17 protein-coding genes are annotated in these 21,834 nt (G+C 47.8%); 7 read left to right on the top strand and 10 right to left on the bottom strand.

Annotated elements, in window-relative coordinates; translation table 11 throughout:
• The first annotated feature begins 221 nt into the window (after window positions 1-221).
• Window positions 222-1,136 carry a sulfurtransferase gene (locus tag ACO0K8_RS15150; RefSeq protein WP_422947491.1) on the top strand — a complete coding sequence of 305 codons (915 nt, stop codon included), beginning with the start codon at window positions 222-224 and terminating at the stop codon, window positions 1,134-1,136.
• A gap of 140 nt (window positions 1,137-1,276) precedes the next feature.
• Here the strand turns inward: ACO0K8_RS15150 and ACO0K8_RS15145 are convergent, their stop codons facing one another.
• The 10 genes from ACO0K8_RS15145 to ACO0K8_RS15100 all read right to left on the bottom strand — a co-directional run bounded on the left by ACO0K8_RS15145 (window position 1,277) and on the right by ACO0K8_RS15100 (window position 15,419).
• Window positions 1,277-1,978, bottom strand: a complete 702-nt coding sequence (locus ACO0K8_RS15145) for a pirin family protein (protein ID WP_422947490.1) — start codon at window positions 1,976-1,978, stop codon at window positions 1,277-1,279.
• Between the two features lie 185 nt (window positions 1,979-2,163).
• Window positions 2,164-3,597, bottom strand: a complete 1,434-nt coding sequence (locus tag ACO0K8_RS15140; RefSeq protein WP_422947489.1) for a DEAD/DEAH box helicase — start codon at window positions 3,595-3,597, stop codon at window positions 2,164-2,166.
• 691 nt (window positions 3,598-4,288) lie between these two features.
• On the bottom strand, window positions 4,289-4,996 hold the full coding sequence (locus tag ACO0K8_RS15135; protein WP_422947488.1) for a M48 family metallopeptidase: 708 nt from the start codon (window positions 4,994-4,996) through the stop codon (window positions 4,289-4,291).
• Entirely contained in the window at window positions 4,997-8,272 is a 3,276-nt protein-coding gene (locus ACO0K8_RS15130) for a type I restriction endonuclease subunit R (RefSeq protein ID WP_422947487.1), read from the bottom strand.
• Between the two features lie 8 nt (window positions 8,273-8,280).
• On the bottom strand, window positions 8,281-9,360 hold the full coding sequence (gene darG, locus ACO0K8_RS15125) for a type II toxin-antitoxin system antitoxin DNA ADP-ribosyl glycohydrolase DarG (protein WP_422947486.1): 1,080 nt from the start codon (window positions 9,358-9,360) through the stop codon (window positions 8,281-8,283).
• Window positions 9,360-10,007: a type II toxin-antitoxin system toxin DNA ADP-ribosyl transferase DarT gene (gene darT / locus ACO0K8_RS15120; protein WP_422947485.1), complete on the bottom strand. Its 648-nt coding sequence runs from the start codon at window positions 10,005-10,007 to the stop codon at window positions 9,360-9,362. The genes darG and darT overlap by 1 nt, the downstream gene beginning before the upstream one ends.
• Window positions 10,000-11,283 (bottom strand): restriction endonuclease subunit S, encoded by a 1,284-nt coding sequence (locus ACO0K8_RS15115; protein ID WP_422947484.1) that lies wholly within the window; start codon window positions 11,281-11,283, stop codon window positions 10,000-10,002. The genes darT and ACO0K8_RS15115 overlap by 8 nt, the downstream gene beginning before the upstream one ends.
• Window positions 11,276-14,017, bottom strand: a complete 2,742-nt coding sequence (locus tag ACO0K8_RS15110) for a type I restriction-modification system subunit M (RefSeq protein WP_422947483.1) — start codon at window positions 14,015-14,017, stop codon at window positions 11,276-11,278. Before ACO0K8_RS15110 ends, ACO0K8_RS15115 begins: the two co-directional genes overlap by 8 nt.
• A gap of 55 nt (window positions 14,018-14,072) precedes the next feature.
• Window positions 14,073-14,396: a helix-turn-helix domain-containing protein gene (locus tag ACO0K8_RS15105; protein ID WP_422947482.1), complete on the bottom strand. Its 324-nt coding sequence runs from the start codon at window positions 14,394-14,396 to the stop codon at window positions 14,073-14,075.
• Between the two features lie 309 nt (window positions 14,397-14,705).
• Window positions 14,706-15,419 (bottom strand): hypothetical protein, encoded by a 714-nt coding sequence (locus tag ACO0K8_RS15100; RefSeq protein WP_422947481.1) that lies wholly within the window; start codon window positions 15,417-15,419, stop codon window positions 14,706-14,708.
• Window positions 15,420-15,565: 146 nt separating this feature from the next.
• Here ACO0K8_RS15100 and ACO0K8_RS15095 point away from each other — a divergent pair, with 146 nt between their 5' ends.
• From ACO0K8_RS15095 to ACO0K8_RS15070, 6 genes are all read left to right on the top strand, one after another.
• The gene (locus tag ACO0K8_RS15095) at window positions 15,566-15,979 is read left to right on the top strand and encodes a hypothetical protein (RefSeq protein ID WP_422947480.1); all 414 of its coding nucleotides are present in this window, start codon (window positions 15,566-15,568) and stop codon (window positions 15,977-15,979) included.
• Window positions 15,980-16,146: 167 nt separating this feature from the next.
• A complete protein-coding gene (locus tag ACO0K8_RS15090) occupies window positions 16,147-16,476 on the top strand; it encodes a hypothetical protein (protein ID WP_422947479.1) in 330 nt (109 codons plus the stop codon).
• Window positions 16,473-17,993 (top strand): type IV secretion system DNA-binding domain-containing protein, encoded by a 1,521-nt coding sequence (locus ACO0K8_RS15085; RefSeq protein WP_422947478.1) that lies wholly within the window; start codon window positions 16,473-16,475, stop codon window positions 17,991-17,993. The genes ACO0K8_RS15090 and ACO0K8_RS15085 overlap by 4 nt, the downstream gene beginning before the upstream one ends.
• A 1-nt stretch (window position 17,994) precedes the next feature.
• Window positions 17,995-20,565 carry a MobF family relaxase gene (gene mobF, locus ACO0K8_RS15080; protein ID WP_422947477.1) on the top strand — a complete coding sequence of 857 codons (2,571 nt, stop codon included), beginning with the start codon at window positions 17,995-17,997 and terminating at the stop codon, window positions 20,563-20,565.
• Window positions 20,566-20,592: 27 nt separating this feature from the next.
• Window positions 20,593-20,925 carry a helix-turn-helix domain-containing protein gene (locus ACO0K8_RS15075; protein WP_422947476.1) on the top strand — a complete coding sequence of 111 codons (333 nt, stop codon included), beginning with the start codon at window positions 20,593-20,595 and terminating at the stop codon, window positions 20,923-20,925.
• On the top strand, window positions 20,811-21,818 hold the full coding sequence (locus ACO0K8_RS15070; protein ID WP_422947547.1) for a tyrosine-type recombinase/integrase: 1,008 nt from the start codon (window positions 20,811-20,813) through the stop codon (window positions 21,816-21,818). Before ACO0K8_RS15075 ends, ACO0K8_RS15070 begins: the two co-directional genes overlap by 115 nt.
• Window positions 21,819-21,834: the final 16 nt, after the last annotated feature.

Raw genomic sequence — 21,834 nt, 5'->3', positions numbered from 1 at the left:
GAAATTTAGCGCCTGTCTGCATGTTTGCGCACCGCAAAAAGTGTTTTGACATCCAGGTATTTTTGCTCTGTCGTTGGCAAGGACTTGCGTCTTAAAAATTAATTTATTCCTGGCAGCGAAAAATCCACTACTTCGTGCTTGCTGCTGGCTCTGGCGCAGAGCTAGGGTTTTGGCTTATAATGCTGTCGAATCAAAGACTTATACACCTTACCGAATTTCACATGCCCTCCTCTGCCCTTACTTCCGCTGATCTTGCAACACCTAAACGCGAGAATAATTACGTCAATATCTCCGCCTATAAATTCATCACCTTCGACGATACCGCCGAAAAACGTCCTGAATTTATTGCCAAGTGTGAAGAACTGAACCTCAAAGGCACGGTCTTGCTGACCCCTGAAGGTATCAATATGTTTCTGGCTGGCTTACGCCACGAGATCGATGCGTATATGGCATGGCTGCATACCGATCCGCGTTTCGCCGATGTGGTCGCGAAGGAAAGTCTGTCAGATCACCAGCCGTTTACCAAGTTGCTGATCAAGCTCAAAGCCGAAATCATCACCATGCGCATGCCTTTGATCAAACCAGAAGATGGCCGCGCACCATCGGTCGATGCCCACACTTTAAAACGCTGGTTAGACCAGGGTCATGACGACAATGGCAAAACGGTGGTGATGGTGGATACGCGCAATGATTTTGAAGTCGATGTCGGCAGTTTCGATAACACGATAGATTATCGGATTACTAAATTTACCGAGTTTCCGGCAGTCATAGCAGCCAATCGCGATGCCTTGAATGACAAAACCGTCGTCACATTTTGTACTGGCGGGATACGCTGCGAGAAGGCTGCGATCCACATGCAAAATGTCGGCTACGAGAGCGTCTACCAACTCGAAGGCGGCATCCTGAAGTACTTCGAAGAAGTCGGCGGCGCACATTATCATGGCGATTGCTTTGTGTTTGATTATCGCACCGCACTCAATCCACAACTGCAAGCCACCGATACCACCCAGTGCTACGCCTGCCGCGCTGTCGTCACGCCACGCGAACAAATTTCACCTTGGTACGTAGAAGGTAAATCCTGCCCGCATTGTCAAAAAATGTCGGTAGAAAAAAATGCCGTCGAAGCCCAAGTCTAAACCTGGCCCGCCCGTCCTGTAGCCCCTATCCAGACCGGGCGGCTACAGGATACTCTCCCGCAGTATCGGTAAACGCTAGCTGATTACGCAATCAGCACGTGCGCAAACACCCGACACCTACCTATACTCCCCTCTTAGCCCTATTGAGGCAGGTCAAATACCAGCACCTCTGCGGCGACGCCATCGGTAATATCAAGCTGCGCTTCGTCATGCAGCATCAAGGCGTCCCCAGCTTGCAAGCTCTGTCCATTCACCGTCAGAGCACCGCGCGCCAGATGCACGTAGGCCAGACGATTTTTAGCCAGGCTCAACCCTGCTGTTTGGGCCGCATCAAACAAACCCACATACACGCGCGCATCTTGATGAATTTGCACCGAGCCTGCGGCGGCATCGGGCGAAGCGACCAGGCATAAGCGTCCATTTTTTTGCTCACGACTAAAATTTTTCTCTTCGTAACCGGGAGCATTCCCTATCTTTGCAGGCTGTATCCAAATCTGCAGCAGATGGGTTTTATGCTCTTTTGAAGGATTAAACTCTGAGTGCCGAACGCCGGTTCCAGCGCTCATGCGCTGCACATCGCCAGGACGTATCGTGCTGCCGTTGCCCATACTGTCTTTATGCGCGATCTCACCTTCCAGCACATAGGTAATGATCTCCATATCCTTATGCCCGTGCGTACCAAAACCCATAGCGGCATCTATCCAATCATCATTGATGACGCGCAAAGGACCAAAACCCATGTGAGCCGGGTCATAATAATCAGCAAAAGAAAAGCTATGATAAGACTCCAGCCAGCCATGATTGGCATAACCGCGGTCTTCAGATTTACGTAGGATCAGCATATTGTCACCTTAAAAATAATGTTGTTGAACAAGCGGTTTGGGACAGTGCGACTAAGACAAAAAAAATCCATCAAACAAATACGTATTGATGGATTTTTATAGTGAGCTGACAAGCGAACTGACAAGAGCCCCGACAAGTTAGCTGACACTAAAATTGTAGTGCAAGTCTAGCCTAAAGAATAATATTACTTGTGAGCCCCGCCCAACAAGAAAGCTTTCTTTTGCGGCTTTGCGCTCAAACTCGAGGCAGTAGCAGCATTTGTCGCATTCGAACTCGCTGCGCTGACACTAGGTTCGTAAGGCTTCAAGAACCAAGGATCAACTTTCTCTCGCGGCGGCGCGTAACTACGGGTTGGACGCTCGTAGGGCTTGCTCTTTTCAGGCTCAGCCGCGCGCGGTTTGCGTACCGCAGGCATCAATGACGCCGCTACAAAGCCCGCCAATTGCACACGCGTGATTTTTTGCTTAATAAGTTTTTCTATGTCGACTAAGAGACGTTCATCTTTATCTGTATGCAAAGAAATCGCATCACCTTTAGCACCGGCGCGCCCGGTACGGCCTATCCTATGCACATAGTCTTCGGCGTTATACGGCAAATCGAAGTTAATCACACAAGGCATTTCTGAGATATCCAAGCCACGGGCCGCCACGTCAGTCGCGACCAGCACTTCGACCTCACCGCGCTTAAAAGCCTCGAGCGCGCCCATGCGCTCAGCCTGTGATTTATCACCGTGAATCGCAGACGCTTTAACGCCTTGCTTAACCAAATGCACAGCCAAACGGGAAGCGCCAATTTTAGTATTGGAAAACACAATGACCTGCTTCAGGCCACGTTCACGGATGATGAAGGACACGGCATCGCGCTTTTCTTCTTCCGCCACTTTATACAAAATCTGTGTGACGTTTTCTGCAGTTGCATTGCTACGCGCAACTTCTATCGTCACTGGATTAGTCAAAAAGCTGGCAGCCAATTTCTTAATTTCTTGCGAGAAAGTCGCAGAGAACATTAGATTTTGTCGCTTCGCCGGCAACAGATTAATGATGCGTTGCAGATCGGGCAGGAAACCCATATCGAGCATGCGATCTGCTTCATCCATCACCAGAATCTGCGTTTGCGACAAATTAATCGTTTTTTGCTGCACGTGATCCAATAAACGCCCTGGGGTCGCAATCACAATCTCTATACCTGACCGCAAGGCATCTTTTTGCGGCCCCATATCGACACCGCCAAACACCACAGTGGCGCGCAAAGGCGTGTGACGGGAATAAGCTTTGACGTTTTCAGCAACCTGATCAGCCAACTCGCGGGTAGGCGTTAAAATCAGGGCGCGTACCGGATGACGCGCCGGCGAAGCGCTTGTATTGGCATGCGCCAATAAAAGTTGAATGATAGGCAAAGAGAAACCAGCCGTTTTACCGGTACCAGTTTGCGCTGCCCCCATCACATCACGCCCTTGCAAGACGATAGGAATCGCCTCGGCCTGGATCGGGGTAGGATGGACATAACCCTGATCATTCAGAGCACGCAGGATATCGGGAGACAAGCCGAAAGAATCAAAGCGGACAGGGTCAGGAGTTATTTCAGAAATTTGCTCGGGATGCGGCGTGGTATCGGTCATGGTCTGCAGGGTGAGCCTTTCGTAGGTCTAACAAAGCATAAAACGGGAATAGAAAAACTTTCCTTTATTTTTGCCTCGCAAGAGGTATAGGCGTAGAAGTAATACAATAGCCTTATATTATACCATCACATAAAAAATACCCGAATAATGTCGGTATCTCAGCCCTATTTTATCGATAAAAGCAGGGGAAAGTGAAGTCAAGAACATGCCGGCGCCGCGCAAAAAAATCATTCCGGCATTAATAAGTTAAATGACTTTAATGATGTAAATAATTTCTCGAAAATAAAAAAGGCTTAGCGCGAACGCTAAGCCATTAAATTCTGGTGGGCCTCCCGTGAGTCGAACACGGTACCAACGGATTATGAGTCAGAAATACTTTAAAATTTACTTAAATTAATCAATCACTTACATCGCTTGCCAAGCGTCATTTCAAATATCACCCAAGGACGACAGAACCAAAGACAAACTTCTCCCGGCACAAATACGGCACATCAGTGTTCAAACCTATTTCAACTTATATTCAGCGCCTGTTCAATTTAAATTCAACAACCGCCTTCGTAAATGTCCTTAAAAGCAACTTCAAAAAATAGTTAGAAATACAATTTAAACGAGTAAATGGGGCTTAAAAACTTGTATTTAATTAAATTACAATAAATTGCGTTTGATTGCGATTCACGTTTATTTACTTAAATTAAAGATCCAGTTCCACTCCCCGAATCCGCAACCACTCTTTGCGCTCCCTGTAATCTGGGATGACTTTATCAACCTCGTTCCAAAATGCATCCGAATGATCACGGTGATGTAGATGGCATAACTCATGCACAATGATGTAGTCAATAATCGACAGGGGTGCCATCAGACATTTCCAGTGGAAATGCAGATCCCCACCTTTTAAGCATGAAGCCCAACGGTAACCCAAATCTTTGATTGTTACAGAACCGGGAATCACTCCAACTTTACTAGCGAAGTACGAAACTCGCTTCGTTAATCGGCTTAAGCCTTTTTCCTTGTAGAAGGAAATAAACGATTGGTGTGCAGCATCTTTGCCGCCGGATTCAATGATAGAGCGTTGCAGTTGAAATCGCCCATCCTTCAGCTTCAACGGTTCGTCTTGATCGTTAACAAACAATAAGCGATAGCTACTACCTAAATATCGAAAAGACTCACCATTGACCCATTCGCGGATGACGTGCGTTGCATTCAAATCGCGCCACTCGGCCAGATTGCGATATATCCACATGCGCTTACTAAATACAGTTTCGTCCACCTGCTCTGGGGTCATTCGCAATGGTGGGCGTACACTAATTAATCCATCTCGCTCAATCACAATATCCGTCGTTTGCCGATCAGCGCCTGGCAGTAATTGATATTTAATGTCTCTTATTTGACGTAGTTGCATTTATGTCCCTCCCGCATGACCTGGGCGCATCAGTTCATTATGGCGATTTTTGGCAAGCTTCATCACCTCAATCGCAACCCGTTCGCGGTTCTCTTTTAACTCATCAATATTGGTCTTGCTGATCTCGTTCTTAATCAGGCCACGAACACGTTTTTGTTTATCCGTATTATCCCAAAAATCAATACTGCCGATTGTTTCCTGCAGAATGTCCACCACATTTTCCATCAGTTCTTTGAATTGTGGTTTGATCTCATTCCTTATTACACCACCAGTAAAACCAACCTGGACGATATGATCGAAGAAGGTTGTCGCTTCCTTGCTCATGCCATCTTCACCTTTTTGACGACCCGCTATCGCGATACCTCGCAACTCGGTTAATTTTTCAGCAAGCAAGTCCCATTCATCATGGTGTTTTTCGATCAGTGCGTCCACTTTAGCGGATAAACTTTTGAAAAATGCAGGATCTTCATCGTGATGCACGGTGCAATGCTTGCGAATAGCATGTTCCATCTCGCTCGCTTTTGCTTCTGTGTTTTTGCCTGCATGTGCCGATAATTTTTCAAGAAAATCTGCCGCAAATAACTCAACTGGGGCAATCTTTGGATTGATCCCCAGACTGATTAAATGCTCATTGATCAGCGCCTTAACTTTTTCTCCAGCACTTCCCAAGTCGAGACTCGTGTCTTTGTAGCGTTCCTTTGCTACCTGCAAAATATAACCGAAACGACTAGCCGGTACTCGATATGGTTGCGCTGCTTGGTGAGGAAGGATGATATCCATACTCATCAGGAATTTTTTTAGATAAACATCAAAGTCGGCGCGGTGTTTTTCATCTTTAAGCACAGTTACTGCAGCGTGTACCACCGCTGCATCCGCTTCCAGACTTGGCAATGCACCAGTAACAAAAGCCTTAATCTGTTTCACACCAAGATCATCAAATTGCTGCAGCAAGCGTTGATAACGCTCTTCCAGAATGGGCAATTCGGATGTAATGTTTTTCAATCCGCTATGCAATTCCTCTAACTCATCGCTGGCAGCATACAGCGTCAATGCATCCGTTAGGTGATTCGACAAACCTATGTAGTCCACAATGTAGCCGCGTTTCTTGCCTTTTTTAACCCTGTTGGTTCTGGCAATCGCTTGCAATAAAGTATGCTCGCGCAGCTTTTTGTCGATGTACATCACCTGTTCAATTGGTGCATCGAAGCCCGTCAATAACATATCGCAGACAATCAGAAAAGCAATGCCGGTATTATCCTTATCCGCATCATCAAAATCGAAATTTCTACAGAAATTATCGACCGCGTTCATACGCGAAGCTTCCTTGCGCGCGTAGGTGATAAAAGCAGCTTCATTGGTACCATCTGATGAAATCACGACAGCGGTCTTTAAGAACGTTAAACGTTTGATCAAATCAAGATCAAGTGAAGCTTTATTGTTTTCTTGTTCAATTCGTTCTGCAAGAGCTGCCTTGATTCCTACTTGATAACGCACGCAGGCTAACTTGGAATGGCAAACGACCTGAGCCTTAAAACCATTGGGCAAGATATTATCGATATAGTGATTCACCATATCGCGGGCGATCGCGTTGATTCTATTTTCTGCTTCTAAAATATCGCCAGTAGCGCCGTACTTCTTTTTGATCGCTAGCAGGTCTTCTTCGCTACGGTCTTTGAACAAATCTTCAAACGCTTCATCGAATGCATGTTTCTCATTGAGAGCGCTGTCTGCAGTCTTTCCTTCGTAAAGGATCTGCAGCGTCGCACCATCGTTGACTGCATCCATTAACCGGTAAGTATCAATGTATTCGCCGAAACGTTTATTGGTTTTCTTTTCGCCGTGGCGCTCTGTGATAAGGGGCGTGCCTGTAAACGCCACCCGGGTCGCATTGGGGAAAGCTTCAAATAGATTGTCGCCAAGGTCAGAGCTTTGTGTGCGATGCGCTTCATCAATCATCAAGATAATTCGATCGGAAGTATTGACGACCCCAAATGTTTTACCGGACGGTATTGCAAGATAAGTACCCAAAGCCTCAGCCACTGCATTGGTTAATACTTCTTTGCGTTCCAAAAATTTATGCACCATCACCATATTGATGTCAGAGCTATCGGTCGCTAGATGGTCGCGCAATTCCTGGCGACTTTCAATAACATTAACTCTGCCGCCAATGAGAGTTGCGGTAGCACCTAATTGCTCCTCTAGATCTTGCCTGTCGTTGACCAATATAATTTTGTAGTCATTCAGATCGCGGCTGGTGCGCAGCATCCGCGCCAAGAAGACCATCGTCAGTGATTTACCAGAACCCTGAGTGTGCCAGACCACGCCTCCACGCTCCAAGGCAGATTCGCCGGTGCGCAAGCGTTGCATAATTTTGTTCGCAGCACGAAACTGCTGATAGCGGCACACCACCTTAATTCGCGGGCCACCATCGGTATCCATAAAGACCGCACTGGTGCGTAGAATTTGCAATAAATTATGTTTGGTAAGCATGCCTGCGATGAGGCGCTGCTGTGCATTTTTACCCTCTAGAGCGACATCATCTTGCGGGTAAAGTGTTTGCCATGCGTAAAAATGCTCATCACCTGAAGTGATCGTGCCGTAGTCAGCCTCATTGCCGCTGCTTCGGATCAACACCATGTTGGTATGGAAAAGCCCAGGCTCACCTTCTTTTAATCCTGCAAGCTCTGTTTCTTTACGCTTCCGCATATAGCGCTGCAATTGGATAAAGCCCTCTTGCATGGGGTTAGCGCAGGTTTCTGATCCTTTTTTACACTCGACCACACATAGCGGAATGCCATTCACAAACAGTACGATGTCAGGAATGATAAAGCTTTTTACACAGCCCGGCGTGTCGATGCGAAATTGATTAATCGCATGAAATTGATTGTTTTCAGGATGATGAAAATCGATCAGACGCACCACTGGATCGCTCTCGCCAGTCAACTCATTGACATCAACTTGCGCCTTAAATAGTAGTGCTTGTATGGCTTCGTTTGCTTCGAGTAGTGTGCGATTAGGCTGGCGTAGCAGTTGATTGCGTAAGTCTTCAAGCTGCCGATCTAGCAGCCATTCCTTGTCTGAATTTGAGCCATCATTAATGCGGTTAATCCTACGTACAGACGCATCAAATACTTCAGGAAGCAGCCACTGGCGAAAATTATTGCGCAAGCTAAGAGAAGCATCTTGCGGCACACCATTGCCAAGGTCGACAATTGTCCAGCCCTGCTCGGCAAGTTGCTTAAGAAATGGGAGTTCAACTTCAGTATATTCTGACATGTGCTATTTCAAGCGGCAACGGCATGGTTGTCATTTTGAGTTAGCCTATCGAGTGCGATACCAATTGCCCGTGCATCAAACAAACGTGTTTTGCGCTCGGCAGCCCCAACTGCGGGCCAATTTTTAAGTCCTTCTTGTACACCTTGTACCGTGGCAGGAACACCTTCTTTTGATAGTAGCCAGTCAACCGTAGCTAACAACTCCATACCAAAGGGTGATTCAAAACCATCGATCAATTTTGCCGTATATTCCAAGGCTTCAGCGTAAGGTTTAGCTTCGCTTTTAATATAGGCGTCCAAGAATAATTTGCGATCATCGTCAAACCAAATTACATCCAAAGGGTCGGCGTCGCTAATTCGCTTGTCGCAATGCAGGTAACTACCATCCAAGTTGTTGAGTAAATGATTCAAGCGATTAGCATAAGGGCCAAACTTATGCGCATTAAATTGTAGGTCCAGTGGGTTCTCAAGCCCAAAGTGCTCAATAGAACGCTCCAAAAACCAAGCTAATTTTTGAATTTCTAAGAAACTGCATTCCATACCTAGTACCCAGTACCTGCGTACGAGTTCTGCAATTAATGCGCGCGCAGGGGTGAGCTTCTCTACGCCCGCTCGCTTAGCGACGTTTTGGTATTGTTGCGTTGGTTCAAATACGATGATGTCGATATCCGGCAAATCGCTCAAGGACAATTCGATCTGTTCGCGCACTGCTGGCCAGTCTAAGCCACCGTTGCCAGCCCCAAGGGGAGGAATGGCGATAGACTTAACCTTATTGTCGACTAAAAATCGGCGTAAGTCTTGCAGACCCTGCACGATCCAAGTCATCTGAGAAGCTGCGCGCCAATGCTGTTTGGTCGGAAAATTAACTATCCAACGTGGGCCATCCAATTCGTTGACTTCGGTAACATACATCTGCCCGGTCTGAACTTCCTTAGCCTTGCACGCAGCAGCGTAGCGTTTGAAATTAGTTGGAAAACGCTCTTTAAACATCAAAGCAATGCCTTTGCCCATGACACCAACTGTGTTAACGGTGTTGACTAACGCTTGAGCGTCAGATTCGAGCAAGTTGCCTTGTATAAATTTCATCATCAGAAGTACCAGCCTGGTCGGGCATGAACGGGCAAAGTCAAGCCGCGAGCTTGCACTTGCTGTTCAATATTTTGTTGTAATGCCTCAGTGTAGCAAACTATACCAAGTAGTCCAAGAATGGGGAGGTGTTGATGCACTAAAGCTTCTGCCTGATAACGTTCCATCTTACGAGGATCTTCATCATCGCGTTTAAAATCTCTGCGTTGCAATAAACCCCAATCGATCGTTTGCAAATCACTTAACTCAGAATAATAATCAGTCCAATCTGTATAAGCATGCGCGTCAGTAAAAACAAATGGAATGTTGAGTTTGCTTAATTTTGGCAGACTTGATACTAAAATAACAATTTCTTCATTTTTACGCTGAAGAACACCGCGTCCAGAATGAATATTCTTCATCATTACCGAAAATGGCGTGAAATAAAACGGCACGTAATCCGCTAAACATCCGCCTGGCGCAATTGGTACGACGCGGTGCCTACGTTTATCAATCAATTCAACATTGCCGATATTGACGTAGTTGGGCGCCTGTATGCGAGCATTAGCACTATGCAAACCTTTATCCAAAATCCAAGGCAAGTTATCGCGATGAACGATGCGCCAGATTAAGGCTTTTTCTGGATTTAGGCTTGGATAGGGGTTAGCCATCTACGCTCTCCGCGATTTGCTTTTCAACTTTGACGGAGACTTTGCCAGTCAATAGGTCTTGCATAAGACCGTGTTTTTGTTGATTTAACTTATTGACGTTCGTATGCTGAATGCTAATTTTTAACTGAATTGATTCAAATTTTTCAATAATACGAACTTGCTCATCAATACTTGGTATGCAAACTGAGAGCCGCTTCATATTGCCGGTATTGATTCTAGGTCTAGTAACACCTTGTTCATAACGACGTATTTGCCTACGCGCCATTTCGCTATTAAGAAATAGCATGAAAAACTTATTTTTCATCGTCGCCGGATTGCATCGGGCACGGAAGCAGTCTGCTTTGTTAATTGCAGGAGGAAGATCAAGGGGGTATATACAAGCCCGACCCACCGGATATCGCTCTTCACCCAAGCCTGCAATCAACACGTCACCACCAATTATTTTATTTCTCAATAAAAATCTCGCATGTCGATCCGATATATATGCTTTATCACGATCGCTATATACGTATTCTGCAACATTTTGAAGGCGAACAACTCTTACTCCAGGATCGACTACATAGTGCTCAGTTTTTAAATTTGAGCCAAATGGCCCATCGGAAATTGATTCTAGAGTTTTCCCAATTGTTTGAATATCCCAATCACTAGGAACCCAACCAATTGAAGTTTCCTGATACATTTCTGGAGCTTGATCACGTTGCGGGCGAAGTTTGCCGTTAGGAAGTACGCCACGGGTAAACAGGTCGTGCATCAACCCTGTTTTGATCTGCTGGTATTTATCAATCAACGCTTCTGTTTTTTCGATCACTGTATCGATATTCGTCAAAACTATTGCGATACGTTGCTGCACAGAAACCGATGGGAATTTTGCTTTTGCCTTGAAAATATCTTTGACCGATAAATGTTTGACGGTAGTCGCCGCAGTGATGTCATTGATCTTTTTTATAAAGGGCTTAAGCCAGTGAAATACATAATCTAAGATCACATTGGACTCGTTGAAAACATTCACTTTTAACACTCGCTGGTTTAGAAGCGCATCACAACCAAACCATTTGACGACATGAAAATCGCCGTCCATGCCAATAAGAATATCTCCTTTTTTTATGACGTACCCCGGAGGAAATGGACCGTTAAAATAAGTTTCCGTTTTTGATGTAAGAACATCACGAATACGAATTAGAGGAAAACCCTCATCGGAAAACTTTTCGGATGCAAAGGGAAATCCACTTGTCAGTTTAAGATAAGTGCCAACAGGAATTTCATTGAACTCACTCATATCCCAACTCCACCAAAAACGCCTGCAATTCTTGAGCAGCGTGATCGCGCTCAGTTTCAATCTGCTTCGCAGTTACGGCGTACTTGTTCCAAAGGTTCTCAATCGCTGCGACACTGGCACGTTGATCGGCGCGAAGGTATTGGTGGTAACTGTTAAATAGGACTAGTCCCAGCCGCTCTACGATAACTACACGTGCTTCATCTTTGCTGATATTTAGGCGTGCTTGCTCTACCAATTCATCTTTCTTGGTTTCTGTCGATTTAATTGCCGTTTTAATCGTTTTTACTTCGTCTTCTAAGGCTTTATGTTTAGCTAATTTTGTTTCAATCTGCAATGCCGCACTGCGCGCCAATTGTCCGCTTTCTATCGCTTGTTGAACGATAGGGGTGAACGTTGAACTATGCTTTACTGATTTAGCAAGTTCCAGTACACGTTGTCCGTTTGCGAATAAGGCTTCTTTTAAATTGAACCCATCAGTGCAGTAATAGGTTTTATTCGTGGTCTTATCGAGCTTACCTGCCACCTTGATTTCAGTAAATAAATCAGTCGCTGCACCTTTGAGCAACTTCAGTTGTGCCTTCCAAATTCCGGTACTTTCTTTTAATTCATCCTTCAGCGTCTTTACCTGATCTGCAGGAAGCACGCCGATTTCATCGGTGTCTTCAAAGTCTTCTTCACTCGCTGCCGCGAACAGGGATTGCAACTCTGCAAGACGATTATGCTTTTCTTCTAATTCAACCAGCACCACTGGGAACTGACTTTGCAGAATATCGTCGTCGGGAATTAGTTCTGGCCCCCAGCCACTGGCTGCAATCGATTTTAGATCGGATGCTAATAATTTATAGTAGTTGGCAAACGCACCGCGCACCTGATAACGATTCAGTAAATGCTGACCCGCAAATTGATGTTCTATGCTGGCGAGTAATGCGGCACGTACCGCATAGACATTGCGGGTTGTGGCATGTTGATTATCTGCATCCGGCGCTAAAGCTTCTATCAGTGGTAAGTGTTGCTGCCACCAAGTCTGCAATTCAGCCATGAATTGTGTTTGACGTTGCGTCATGCCGGTGTGTTGGCTGACATGTTCAGCGATAGCACGTTTATCTTGCACGTTTTCAGCAAAGTCTGCGAAGTGAGCGTGGGTACTATTTGCCGCTGGCGCGGAGCGGGGAACAAAGCAGCTTTCTCGCAAGCCAGGATAGTTTTGCCAAAAGTGTGCAAGGCTATCAATCTCGCTGACCGGCACACCACCATGCAGATGGGCACGTACGTCGTGTGGTTCTGGCGGCGGGGCATTGTCGACGTAACGTCGGATATTACAGTTGTATTCTTCTGCCTTGATTTCGCTAATCGCTACCCGGCGTGCGTAGGCTGGTATGTCGTGCCCTGCACGGTAAGCATGGACGATTTTGTCTATGTCTTCTGGGCGTAAATGATTTTGTGCTTTACCTTCTCGGTATTCGCGGTCGGCATTGATAAATAAAACCGAATTGCGTTCCTGGCTGCCTGCTTTGTTGAGTACCAAAATACAAGCCGGGATGCCGGTGCCATAGAACAAGTTACTCGGTAAGCCAATAACCGCTTCCAGATAACCTTTGTCGATAAAATATTGCCGCGCTTCGCGTTCTTCACCGCCGCGAAATAACACACCATGCGGCATGACCGTCGCCATGCGGCCATCCGCTTTGAGCACTGCGAGCATGTGCTGTACAAACATGAGGTCAGCTTTTTTGCCTTTTTCTGGCATCCAGACCGGAAAGCGACCGGGAAATTTAATGTCTTTTTTAATGTAATTTTGGCTGAACGGGGGATTGGCGAGTACGCGATCAAAACGTCTTAGCTGACCATCTTCTGCTTGATGTTGCGGCTCCCGCAGGGTATCTTGCTGGCGAATATTCGCGTCTGGAATGCCATGCAGCAGCATGTTCATCTTGCAGATGGACCAGGTAGTACCTATCTTTTCTTGGCCGTACAGCGAGACTTTGGTGGCGTCCTGGCCTTTTTCACGTACATAGTCACGTACCTGAATTAACATGCCGCCCGACCCGACTGTCGGATCATAAACGCGCATATCATTTTGTGGGTCACAGATCTCTACACAAACACGTACGACTTCAGCCGGAGTATAGAACTCACCCGCTTTTTTACCGGCAGAATCGGCGAAATGTTTAATCAGCCATTCATACGCAGCACCGAGCAAATCGGGAAATTCAAAGTCATCATCTCTAAGGGGAATTTTGTCAAAGTTTTGAATGAAGTTGGATAGCGTATCGTCGTCAAGCGTATTTTGACCAATCTTGCGGTTGAAGTTGATCGTCCCCTTCAATACATCTTGCAATGCATCGACGTTACAGTCTTCCAGCTCTTCAAGTGCCTTATTAAGCATAGAGCCCACGTTCTCTTTGGTGTGCTTAAGTGCCGGTTGTTGTGCTCCGTTTTCATCAGTCCAGGCTTCACTCCAGCGTGCGCGGGGAGGTACAAAAAAATATTTTCCTGAGTATTGGTCATGATCATCTAACTGAGTGGCGATGTCAGCACTGCTTAAACCCTGTGTTTTTCCTTGCTGTTTTATTTCCTCACGGCGCTGATCAAATAAATCACTGGCGCGCTTTAGGAACAACATGCCGAAGATGTATTCCTTGTATTCACTTGCATCCATACTGCCACGAAGATCATCGCAGGCGGTGAGTAGCAGATTTTCTAGCTTTGCAAGAGTAAGTTTGGCGACGGACATTAATGGGTGTTTCCTTGATTATTATTGGCTATTGTTATTGAGTACAGGGACTGATTCAATCCAATATAATTGTGAATTCGGTCGCTAGGGCGACAGGTCTAACCCCACCTTTATCTCGCATCAGATCGAGTAGGCCATGATTTGCCATGGTCTTCACCGTGCGCGAAAGATTGGGTACCTTGCGGCCAGTGAGTTCGGCAAGTTCTGTCAGTGAACGTGGTTTCGTCTCGCGAATAGTGCGAAGCAAGGCGCGGTTATCTTCAGATAAGACTGCAGCTAAGGACGCCATTGAAGTAAACCAGACGGTTGGTGCATTTTTATCTGCACTACAAAACGTATCTTGATTTGAATGGCGAATACCAACTAGGCAACGATTCATAGGATTAATTGAGACTCAGTTTGAATTCGTTGTATTTTATCATCGCGTGATAAGGATCGGCCATTCGGGGATCCGGTATTTCGATCTGCTCGGAAAAATACTTCAATTTAGATAATATTAGGACCATTGTCGATATAACTGGAAACATGCGCGCAAACACATGGCAAAAGAAGGGTGCTATTTGCGCATATAGAATCGACAAATCAGCGGATAGCCACGTAATCACGCCAAGAAAAACATCCCCAGTTAATGGGTGAAAATCGGATATCAGTAAAAATATTAGGCTAAATATATGAGAATTCAGCTTATTCAGATGATCACTGCAACCCTCCTAATGGCAGCAAGTTTATCAAGAGGTAAGCTCAATGCCAGTACTTCGTCAACTTCTCTCATGGTTGTCTCGCTCACCTTAACTTTGCCATTCCAATACCCCCTCCATCTGCTTGCAGGAATCGGCTCTTTGCTAGTTGAATCATTTTTTGCGATTAACTTAACTGTGTGCTGTTGATGCAGCTCAGAATATTTTAAATATAACTGATTTGGGTTTTCAGCTTCTAGTCCTATCATAATTTGATGTGCCCATAATCTTGTGCATGCTCTCAGAAATTGATCCTTTTCCTTTGTCGGCTTTGGTTTCCCTGGACCATCATGCTTAGTTTTTACAAATTTCAAATGCTTCAATATAGATCTAATTTCTCGTTCCAATAGTACTTGCTCATGATTTAGGACTTTAATTTCTCGTTTGACTTCTTTTAACCGATCGTGCGTATCACACCAATCAGAATAGCAATCAGGCATTTCATTCGAATCTGATATTAGTGTTCTCGAAATTAAATCATCCATCTGTTTTTCGTTATTTATCGGATCCAGCAAAGCTCTTCGGTCACCCTTTTCAATTTCTTTCCAATTTTTTTCAATTAACTCAATTTGCCAATCGTAAACATCTTCCTCACTGGCGCTGTTGGCATTCGAATCATTGGAGCTTTCCTTGAAGAGTTTCACTCTAGTGGAAGTGCTACTCATAGAAATAACCTTTCTAATTAAAAAATATCTCTGGGCTAAATAATTAGAAGTATCCAGACCCAATTTAAATAATTTTTTATTCTCCAATCTATCGACGGGATTAACAAACGCTAGTTCCGGGATCGATATTTTTTGTGGAGAATGAAATGGAAAAAATTTTTTATCCTGGTATTTGCCACCTCCCTTGCAGTACGGTTTACGAAACTGCGATCCAGACATCCCCCTCGGACTTCAATCCGTTATTGCTGATTTTAATTCATCAGTCGGAAAAAGGAACTAATACCGATACATTGTGGATTCCTGATTTTATTATCAATAGCTTGATGAGCCATAAATTCAATGGACTACGGAAAGATAGAATTCGCTATTTTTATTTACCAAAATCATGCCCAGGTAAACCAACCGAAATTTACGAATGGGTATTTTCAACATTTTTCAATCCAACTCGGTTTCTATTTTTTCATGCTAAGAAGCAGTCATTTCGACATGAATATTCAAGTCTAATCAACGCACAAGACTTTGAAATGGTGGCTAGCGCATTCGGCATAGAGTCTATGTAAATCCACTCTGAGAATAGATCTAAATCAAAAAAAATTTCGTGAATACTCCACACCGGACGCAATTGGCTGAATCGGAGTAAAGCTACAGCCCGTATAGCGTGCAGCTTGATAGCAACTATTGCGAGGAGCATACAAAGCGAAACATTAACCAAATAAAGGAGTTAAGGATGACGACCAAAATTCTTACCATTCGCATCCCGGTGCCGATGTATTCCGAGCTGTGCACCAACGCTGCCGAACTGGGCGTACCCGTTTCCGCACACGTGCGCCGCCTGATCGAACAGGAGCACGACGCCGCGCAAATTTCCAATTTGCGCATTGAGCTGTTAGCCATACTCAACCGTTTGATGGCAGCTCTACTGGTCAGTACAACGCAATCGCCGGCACTCGATGAAATCCTGTTGCTCAGCCGTGCCACAGCCGCCCACCTCAACCCCCAACTGGTCGCGCAAGTGCGCGCCAGACTCGCAAGCCAACAACCAGGAGCACTCGTATGAAAATTACACTTCCTCTAATCGGCCTGGCTCTGTTGGCCGGTCTGCTCATTTCCCTGGGTTGCTGGACTTGGACAGTCACCCATACCTTTGCCGTGCCTGATCCATGGTGGCATTCATTGCCGGTTAGCTTGGTCCACACGTTCAACAATCCTAATCTGCTCCCTGTGGCCCTATGGTCGCTACTCAAGGGATTCGGGTCGGCGTTTGCTTTTCTGTATGTAGTCAAGGCGCTGGACGACACCGGCCGTAGTGTGCGCGTGATACGCGGCGCACGCATCATCAGCGACAAAGAATTGGCGCGTAAGACCAGGGTCAAGCCACGCCAGGCGCAAATCGAGATCGCCGGCGTGGCGATGCCGCTGGCTTGCGAACCGAATCACCTGCTGCTGGCCGGGAGCACGAACACAGGCAAGAGCACGGCTATTAATGAACTGCTGCACTTTGCATTGCTGCGTGGCGACCGTGCCATCGTGATCGACCCGAATGGGCATGCGTTGGCGAGGTTCGGGCGCAAGGGAGATGTGGTACTAAATCCCTTCGACAAACGCGCACCAGGCTGGTCGATCTTCAACGAGCTGCGCAAACCGTATGACGTAGAGCGCTTCGCTAAAAGCGTGATCCCGGATAGTGGTGATTCGAGCGCACAACAATGGCATGGGTATGCGCAGCAGTTGTTCGCAGAAACGGCGCGTGCCTTAACGCAAACCGGTGAAACAAACACAGAGCGTCTGCTGTATTGGCTAACGCAAGCACCGGCCGAAGAGCTGAAGGTATTGCTGGCCGGTTCTGCCGCCAGCGGCCTGTTCGAGCCTGGTGCAGAAAAGGCGCTGGCAAGTACCAGGTTCATCTTGTCGCATCACGTTGGAGCATTCCAATATTTGCAGCCTGGCGACTTCAGCTTGCGCACCTGGCTCGAATCAGGGAAAGGCAATCTATTTATCACCTGGCGCGAAGACATGCTGGCCACGCTGCGCCCGCTGGTGAGCGCATGGGCCGATATCCTGATTGCGTCCATCTTGACCTTGCCAGATGATCATTCGCGCCCGCTGTGGCTGGTGTTGGACGAGCTGGCCAGCCTTGAGCGCTTGACCAGTTTGGAGGCCGGATTGACCAAGGGCCGCAAGCATGGCCTGCGCGTGGTGGCTGGCCTGCAATCAGTCTCACAACTCGATACATTGTATGGCGCGCACAATGCCAAAACCTTGCGCAGTTGCTTCCGAAATCTACTTGCATTGGGCTGCTCGAATGCTGATCCGCACACAGCTAAGGAGATCTCGGATGGCTTGGGGCAGCGCGAAATCGAGCGCATCCAAACAACCTATAGCGATAAAAAAAATGGCAGTACCAGCTCGACGAGCAAGCAGCACAGTGTCGAACCGGCCGTGTTGCCTGCCGAGCTGATGTCCTTGCCCTCGCTGCATGGTTTCCTGAAGTTTGCCGGTGACTACCCGATTGGCAAAATCCGTCTGGTGCATCAGGACTACCCTGTGCACGCCAAACCATTCGTGGAGCGTTGATATGTTGAGTCTATCGAATGTCGGAAACGGCGGCACGGCCGCCAGCTACTACGAAGCGGCCGACGATTACTACACGGGCGACCATGGCCCGAGTGAATGGTGGGGAATTGGTGCTACCAACCTGGGATTGCAAGGCGCAGTGAGCTCGGGCGAATTCGCCGCACTACTCGATGGTCGGCTACCCAATGGAGGAACTCTGCACCACGCTGCAGCGGGCAGGCGAGGTGCTACTGATGGCACTTTTAGTGCGCCAAAGTCGGTCAGTCTCCAAGCGTTGGTCGGTGGCGACCGGCGCATCATTGAGGCGCATCGTCTGGCCGTAGACCGGGCGCTGGCTTATGCTGAAACCCTGGTCGCCTGCCGCGTTACCGAGAACGGTATCACGCGCAGCGAGCGTACCGGCAATCTGGTGGTGGCACGTTTCAATCACGACTTGAGCCGCGCTTGCGACCCGCAACTGCATACGCATTGCGTGATGATCAACGCGACACGGCGCGCCGATGGGCAGTGGCGGGCGAGCAATAACGAGGCGATCTACCGCCACAAGATGCTGCTCGGTGCACTGTACCGCGCCGAGCTGGCGCGTGAACTGCAAGTGCTTGGCTATACGGTGCGCCTGACCCACATTGACGGGCGCTTCGAGCTTGGTCACATCAACGAGCGCCAGGTGAAAGCCTTCAGCCAGCGCAGCGCCGCCATCGAGGCGTATTTGAAAACGCATCATGGTTTGGCGCGCAGTGAGGCCAGCGCGTGGGACAAGAAAATGGTGGCCGTGCGCACACGTGAAAAAAAAACTGCTGTGGCTCGAGCTGACCTGCGCCAGGAGTGGAATAACTTGAGCGCAGCGCAAGGCATCGACTACAGTGTGCCGGTACCAGCCGCTAGCCTGAACATTGAACCGGATGCCAAAGCGATATTGGTTCAAGCGCTCGCGCATGTCAGTGAGCGGCAATCCGTGTTTAGCCAACAGGGCATCGTCCAAACTGCGTTGGAGCGCGGCGTGGGCGTTGCAACCTTAAGCGACATTGAGAAGGCACTAAAGGATGCGATCCGATCTGGTCAGGTGGTGCGGGAAGGCGAGCGCTACACCACACCAGAAGCACAGCAACTAGAGCGCGATATCCTGAACATTGAAAAAAGAGGGAGAGCGACATTAAGCCCCATCTACCAGGGCGAGCGCACGACGTTGGTTGAACAAATGGCAGGCTTGTCCGATGGGCAGCGTGATGCCGCGCTGGGCGTCCTGCTGACGGCTAACCAGATCATCGGTATCCAGGGGCGCGCCGGCGTCGGAAAAACGACCTTGCTTAAAATTGCAGCCGAGCAGGCGGGCGCGTGCGGCTATATCGTCAAGGGACTGGCTCCGAGCGCCAGTGCTGCGCGTGAGTTGGCCGGTGCTGGTATCGATGCGGAAACGATTGCAGCATTCAGCCATCGGGAAGCAAAGAAGCTCGACGCCCGCACGCTACTCATTGTTGATGAAGCCGGTATGGCCTCCAGCCGTCAGATGCACGCGATTCTCAGTGAAGCCGCAGCCGCTGGTTGCCGGGTCGTCTTGGTCGGAGACACGGCGCAGTTACAGTCGGTGGAAGCTGGCAAGCCGTTTGCGCAGTTGCAGGCACACGGCATGCACACCGCTGCCGTCAGCCAGATCCAGCGCCAGAAAAATCAACTACTGAAACACGCGGTCGAATTGGCAGTGGACGGCCAGACCTCTATGGCCATTGAAGTGTTGGACAAACACATCATTGAGATCATCAAAGCGTCAGACCGTTTCGAGCGCATTGCCAGCGATTATGTAACTTTGTCAGAATCGGAACGTGCAGCGACCCGTGTTATTGCCGGCACGCGTTACGCACGTGCCGAGATTAACCGCTGCATCCAGGCCAAGCTGGGCATGACGGAGCAAGGCCACGATTTCGTACTGCTAGATCGTAAGGACCTGACGGCGCAGCAGGCGCGTTCGATTCTTAGCTATGAGGCGGCCGACCTGGTGCTGGCGGAAATGGATTACCCCTCGTTGGGAATGAAGCGCGGCGAGACGGCTGCTGTGGTGGAGCGGCTGGATCACTGCATCATGCTCGAACGAGGCGATGGTTCACGTGTTTCATGGAAGCCGGCGCTGACCACTAAGCTGACCGGATATGTGCCGGTGAAGCGCTCGCTGGCAGTTGGTGACCTGGTGCGCGTTACCGCCAACGACCGCACGCGCGGCCTGGTCAACGGCGACCTGGCGCGAGTGAGCGACATCGCAGCGGAAAGGCAAACGTTGACCTTGCAATTTGATGATGGGCGCACGGTGGTACTTGATGGTCGACGGCCTTTGGCACTGGATCATGGGTACTGTTCAACGGTGTATGCCAGTCAGGGGCAAACCTGCAATAGAGTATTGATTGAAGCAGATGCACATAGCTTGACTGCGAATGAAAACACATTCTATGTTGCTATCAGTCGCGCTCGAAATCAAGCACAAATATATACCGACGACCGCGACCTATTGCCGTTTGCAATGAGTCGAGAAATAGAAAATGAAGCAGCATTAGATGTTCAATCGCATGGCTTGGAAATCTAGTAAAAACAAGCCAATCTATCACTCACTATGCGCACATTTGACCTAATTGAAGCGGCTTCATTCCTCAAGATGCACCCAGAGGAAGTGCGTCGTCGCGCCAAATTGGGCCTACTCCCTGGTGCGAAACCGGGGAAATCATGGATCTTTCTTGAGGACGATCTTGCCGAGTATGTACGTTCGTTATATGCTGTACCTCGGCAAGCGTTGCAAGTGACTCCACGAAAGGAGCAACAATCATGTCACTTATCAAACGCGGTAACACGTGGTGGGTCGATTTCACCACGCCAGCAGGCGAGCGCATTAGACGTTCTGCTGGAACAAGTAACAAAATCCAAGCACAAGAATTACACGACAAGCTAAAGGCTGAGACATGGCGAGTTGAAAAACTTGGCGACAAGCGCAAATACTTATGGGATGACGCTGGACGCCAATGGTTAATCGAAACGAGCCATAAAAAAACGCATTTAGAAGACGCTAGAAAATTGGTTTGGCTTCAACAATTTCTTAGAGGTCGTGTTCTTGCAGAAATTGGACGTGAAGAAATTGCGGCAATTGGTGAAAAAAAGAGACTGGCATCAAGTGGCGCAACTGCAAATCGTTTTTTAGCGTTGATCAGGGCCATTCTTCGTAAAGCCTGCTATGAGTGGGAGTGGATTGAAAAAGCACCCAAGGTAAGGCTATACAAAGAAACAAAACGACGCGTGAGGTGGATCACTCCAGAGCAAGTTAATTTATTGCGCCAAGAGCTTCCACAGCATCAACGAGATACGACACTTTTTGCACTATCGACAGGATTAAGACAAGCCAATATTCTGGGACTGACTTGGGAACAAGTTGACTTACTCAGGCATACAGCATGGATACCTGCCGATAAAGCGAAAGGAAACGAAGACCTTCACATCTCATTGAGTAAATTCGGAGTTGAGCTACTACAACGGCAGCTAGGTAAGCATGAAGAACGCGTATTTACCTACGCTGGGAAGCCAATCAACTACATCAACACGACAACGTGGCGTGAAGCATTGAAACGTGCTGGGATTGAAAATTTTCGGTGGCATGACCTGCGGCATACATGGGCAAGTTGGCTAGTGCAAAATGGCACGCCTATGTATGACTTGCAGGAAATGGGCGGTTGGAAGTCCACGGAAATGGTGCGGAGGTACGCACATTTAGCCCCAGCGCAAATGTCGAAACACGCTGATGTGGTTGGCTCTCTACTCTATGGCACAATTTCGTCACAAGAGCAGAAATGACAAAGGGGTGCATCTC

This window comes from Undibacterium sp. Ren11W, from assembly GCF_049340485.1.
Classification (GTDB): domain Bacteria; phylum Pseudomonadota; class Gammaproteobacteria; order Burkholderiales; family Burkholderiaceae_D; genus Undibacterium.
Note: the sequence above shows the minus strand (reverse complement) of the source record. Positions and strands in the feature narration are given on the sequence as shown.

Coding starts and splice junctions, on each gene's coding strand:
- ACO0K8_RS15085 (WP_422947478.1), top strand. CDS start 16,473: ATGAAAATTACACTTCCTCTAATCGGCCTGGCTCTGTTGGCCGGTCTG.
- ACO0K8_RS15150 (WP_422947491.1), top strand. CDS start 222: ATGCCCTCCTCTGCCCTTACTTCCGCTGATCTTGCAACACCTAAACGC.
- darT (WP_422947485.1), bottom strand. CDS start 10,007: ATGGCTAACCCCTATCCAAGCCTAAATCCAGAAAAAGCCTTAATCTGG.
- ACO0K8_RS15105 (WP_422947482.1), bottom strand. CDS start 14,396: ATGAATCGTTGCCTAGTTGGTATTCGCCATTCAAATCAAGATACGTTT.
- ACO0K8_RS15115 (WP_422947484.1), bottom strand. CDS start 11,283: ATGAGTGAGTTCAATGAAATTCCTGTTGGCACTTATCTTAAACTGACA.
- ACO0K8_RS15140 (WP_422947489.1), bottom strand. CDS start 3,597: ATGACCGATACCACGCCGCATCCCGAGCAAATTTCTGAAATAACTCCT.
- ACO0K8_RS15100 (WP_422947481.1), bottom strand. CDS start 15,419: ATGAGTAGCACTTCCACTAGAGTGAAACTCTTCAAGGAAAGCTCCAAT.
- ACO0K8_RS15130 (WP_422947487.1), bottom strand. CDS start 8,272: ATGTCAGAATATACTGAAGTTGAACTCCCATTTCTTAAGCAACTTGCC.
- ACO0K8_RS15090 (WP_422947479.1), top strand. CDS start 16,147: ATGACGACCAAAATTCTTACCATTCGCATCCCGGTGCCGATGTATTCC.
- ACO0K8_RS15095 (WP_422947480.1), top strand. CDS start 15,566: ATGGAAAAAATTTTTTATCCTGGTATTTGCCACCTCCCTTGCAGTACG.
- ACO0K8_RS15110 (WP_422947483.1), bottom strand. CDS start 14,017: ATGTCCGTCGCCAAACTTACTCTTGCAAAGCTAGAAAATCTGCTACTC.
- darG (WP_422947486.1), bottom strand. CDS start 9,360: ATGATGAAATTTATACAAGGCAACTTGCTCGAATCTGACGCTCAAGCG.
- ACO0K8_RS15075 (WP_422947476.1), top strand. CDS start 20,593: ATGCGCACATTTGACCTAATTGAAGCGGCTTCATTCCTCAAGATGCAC.
- ACO0K8_RS15145 (WP_422947490.1), bottom strand. CDS start 1,978: ATGCTGATCCTACGTAAATCTGAAGACCGCGGTTATGCCAATCATGGC.
- mobF (WP_422947477.1), top strand. CDS start 17,995: ATGTTGAGTCTATCGAATGTCGGAAACGGCGGCACGGCCGCCAGCTAC.
- ACO0K8_RS15135 (WP_422947488.1), bottom strand. CDS start 4,996: ATGCAACTACGTCAAATAAGAGACATTAAATATCAATTACTGCCAGGC.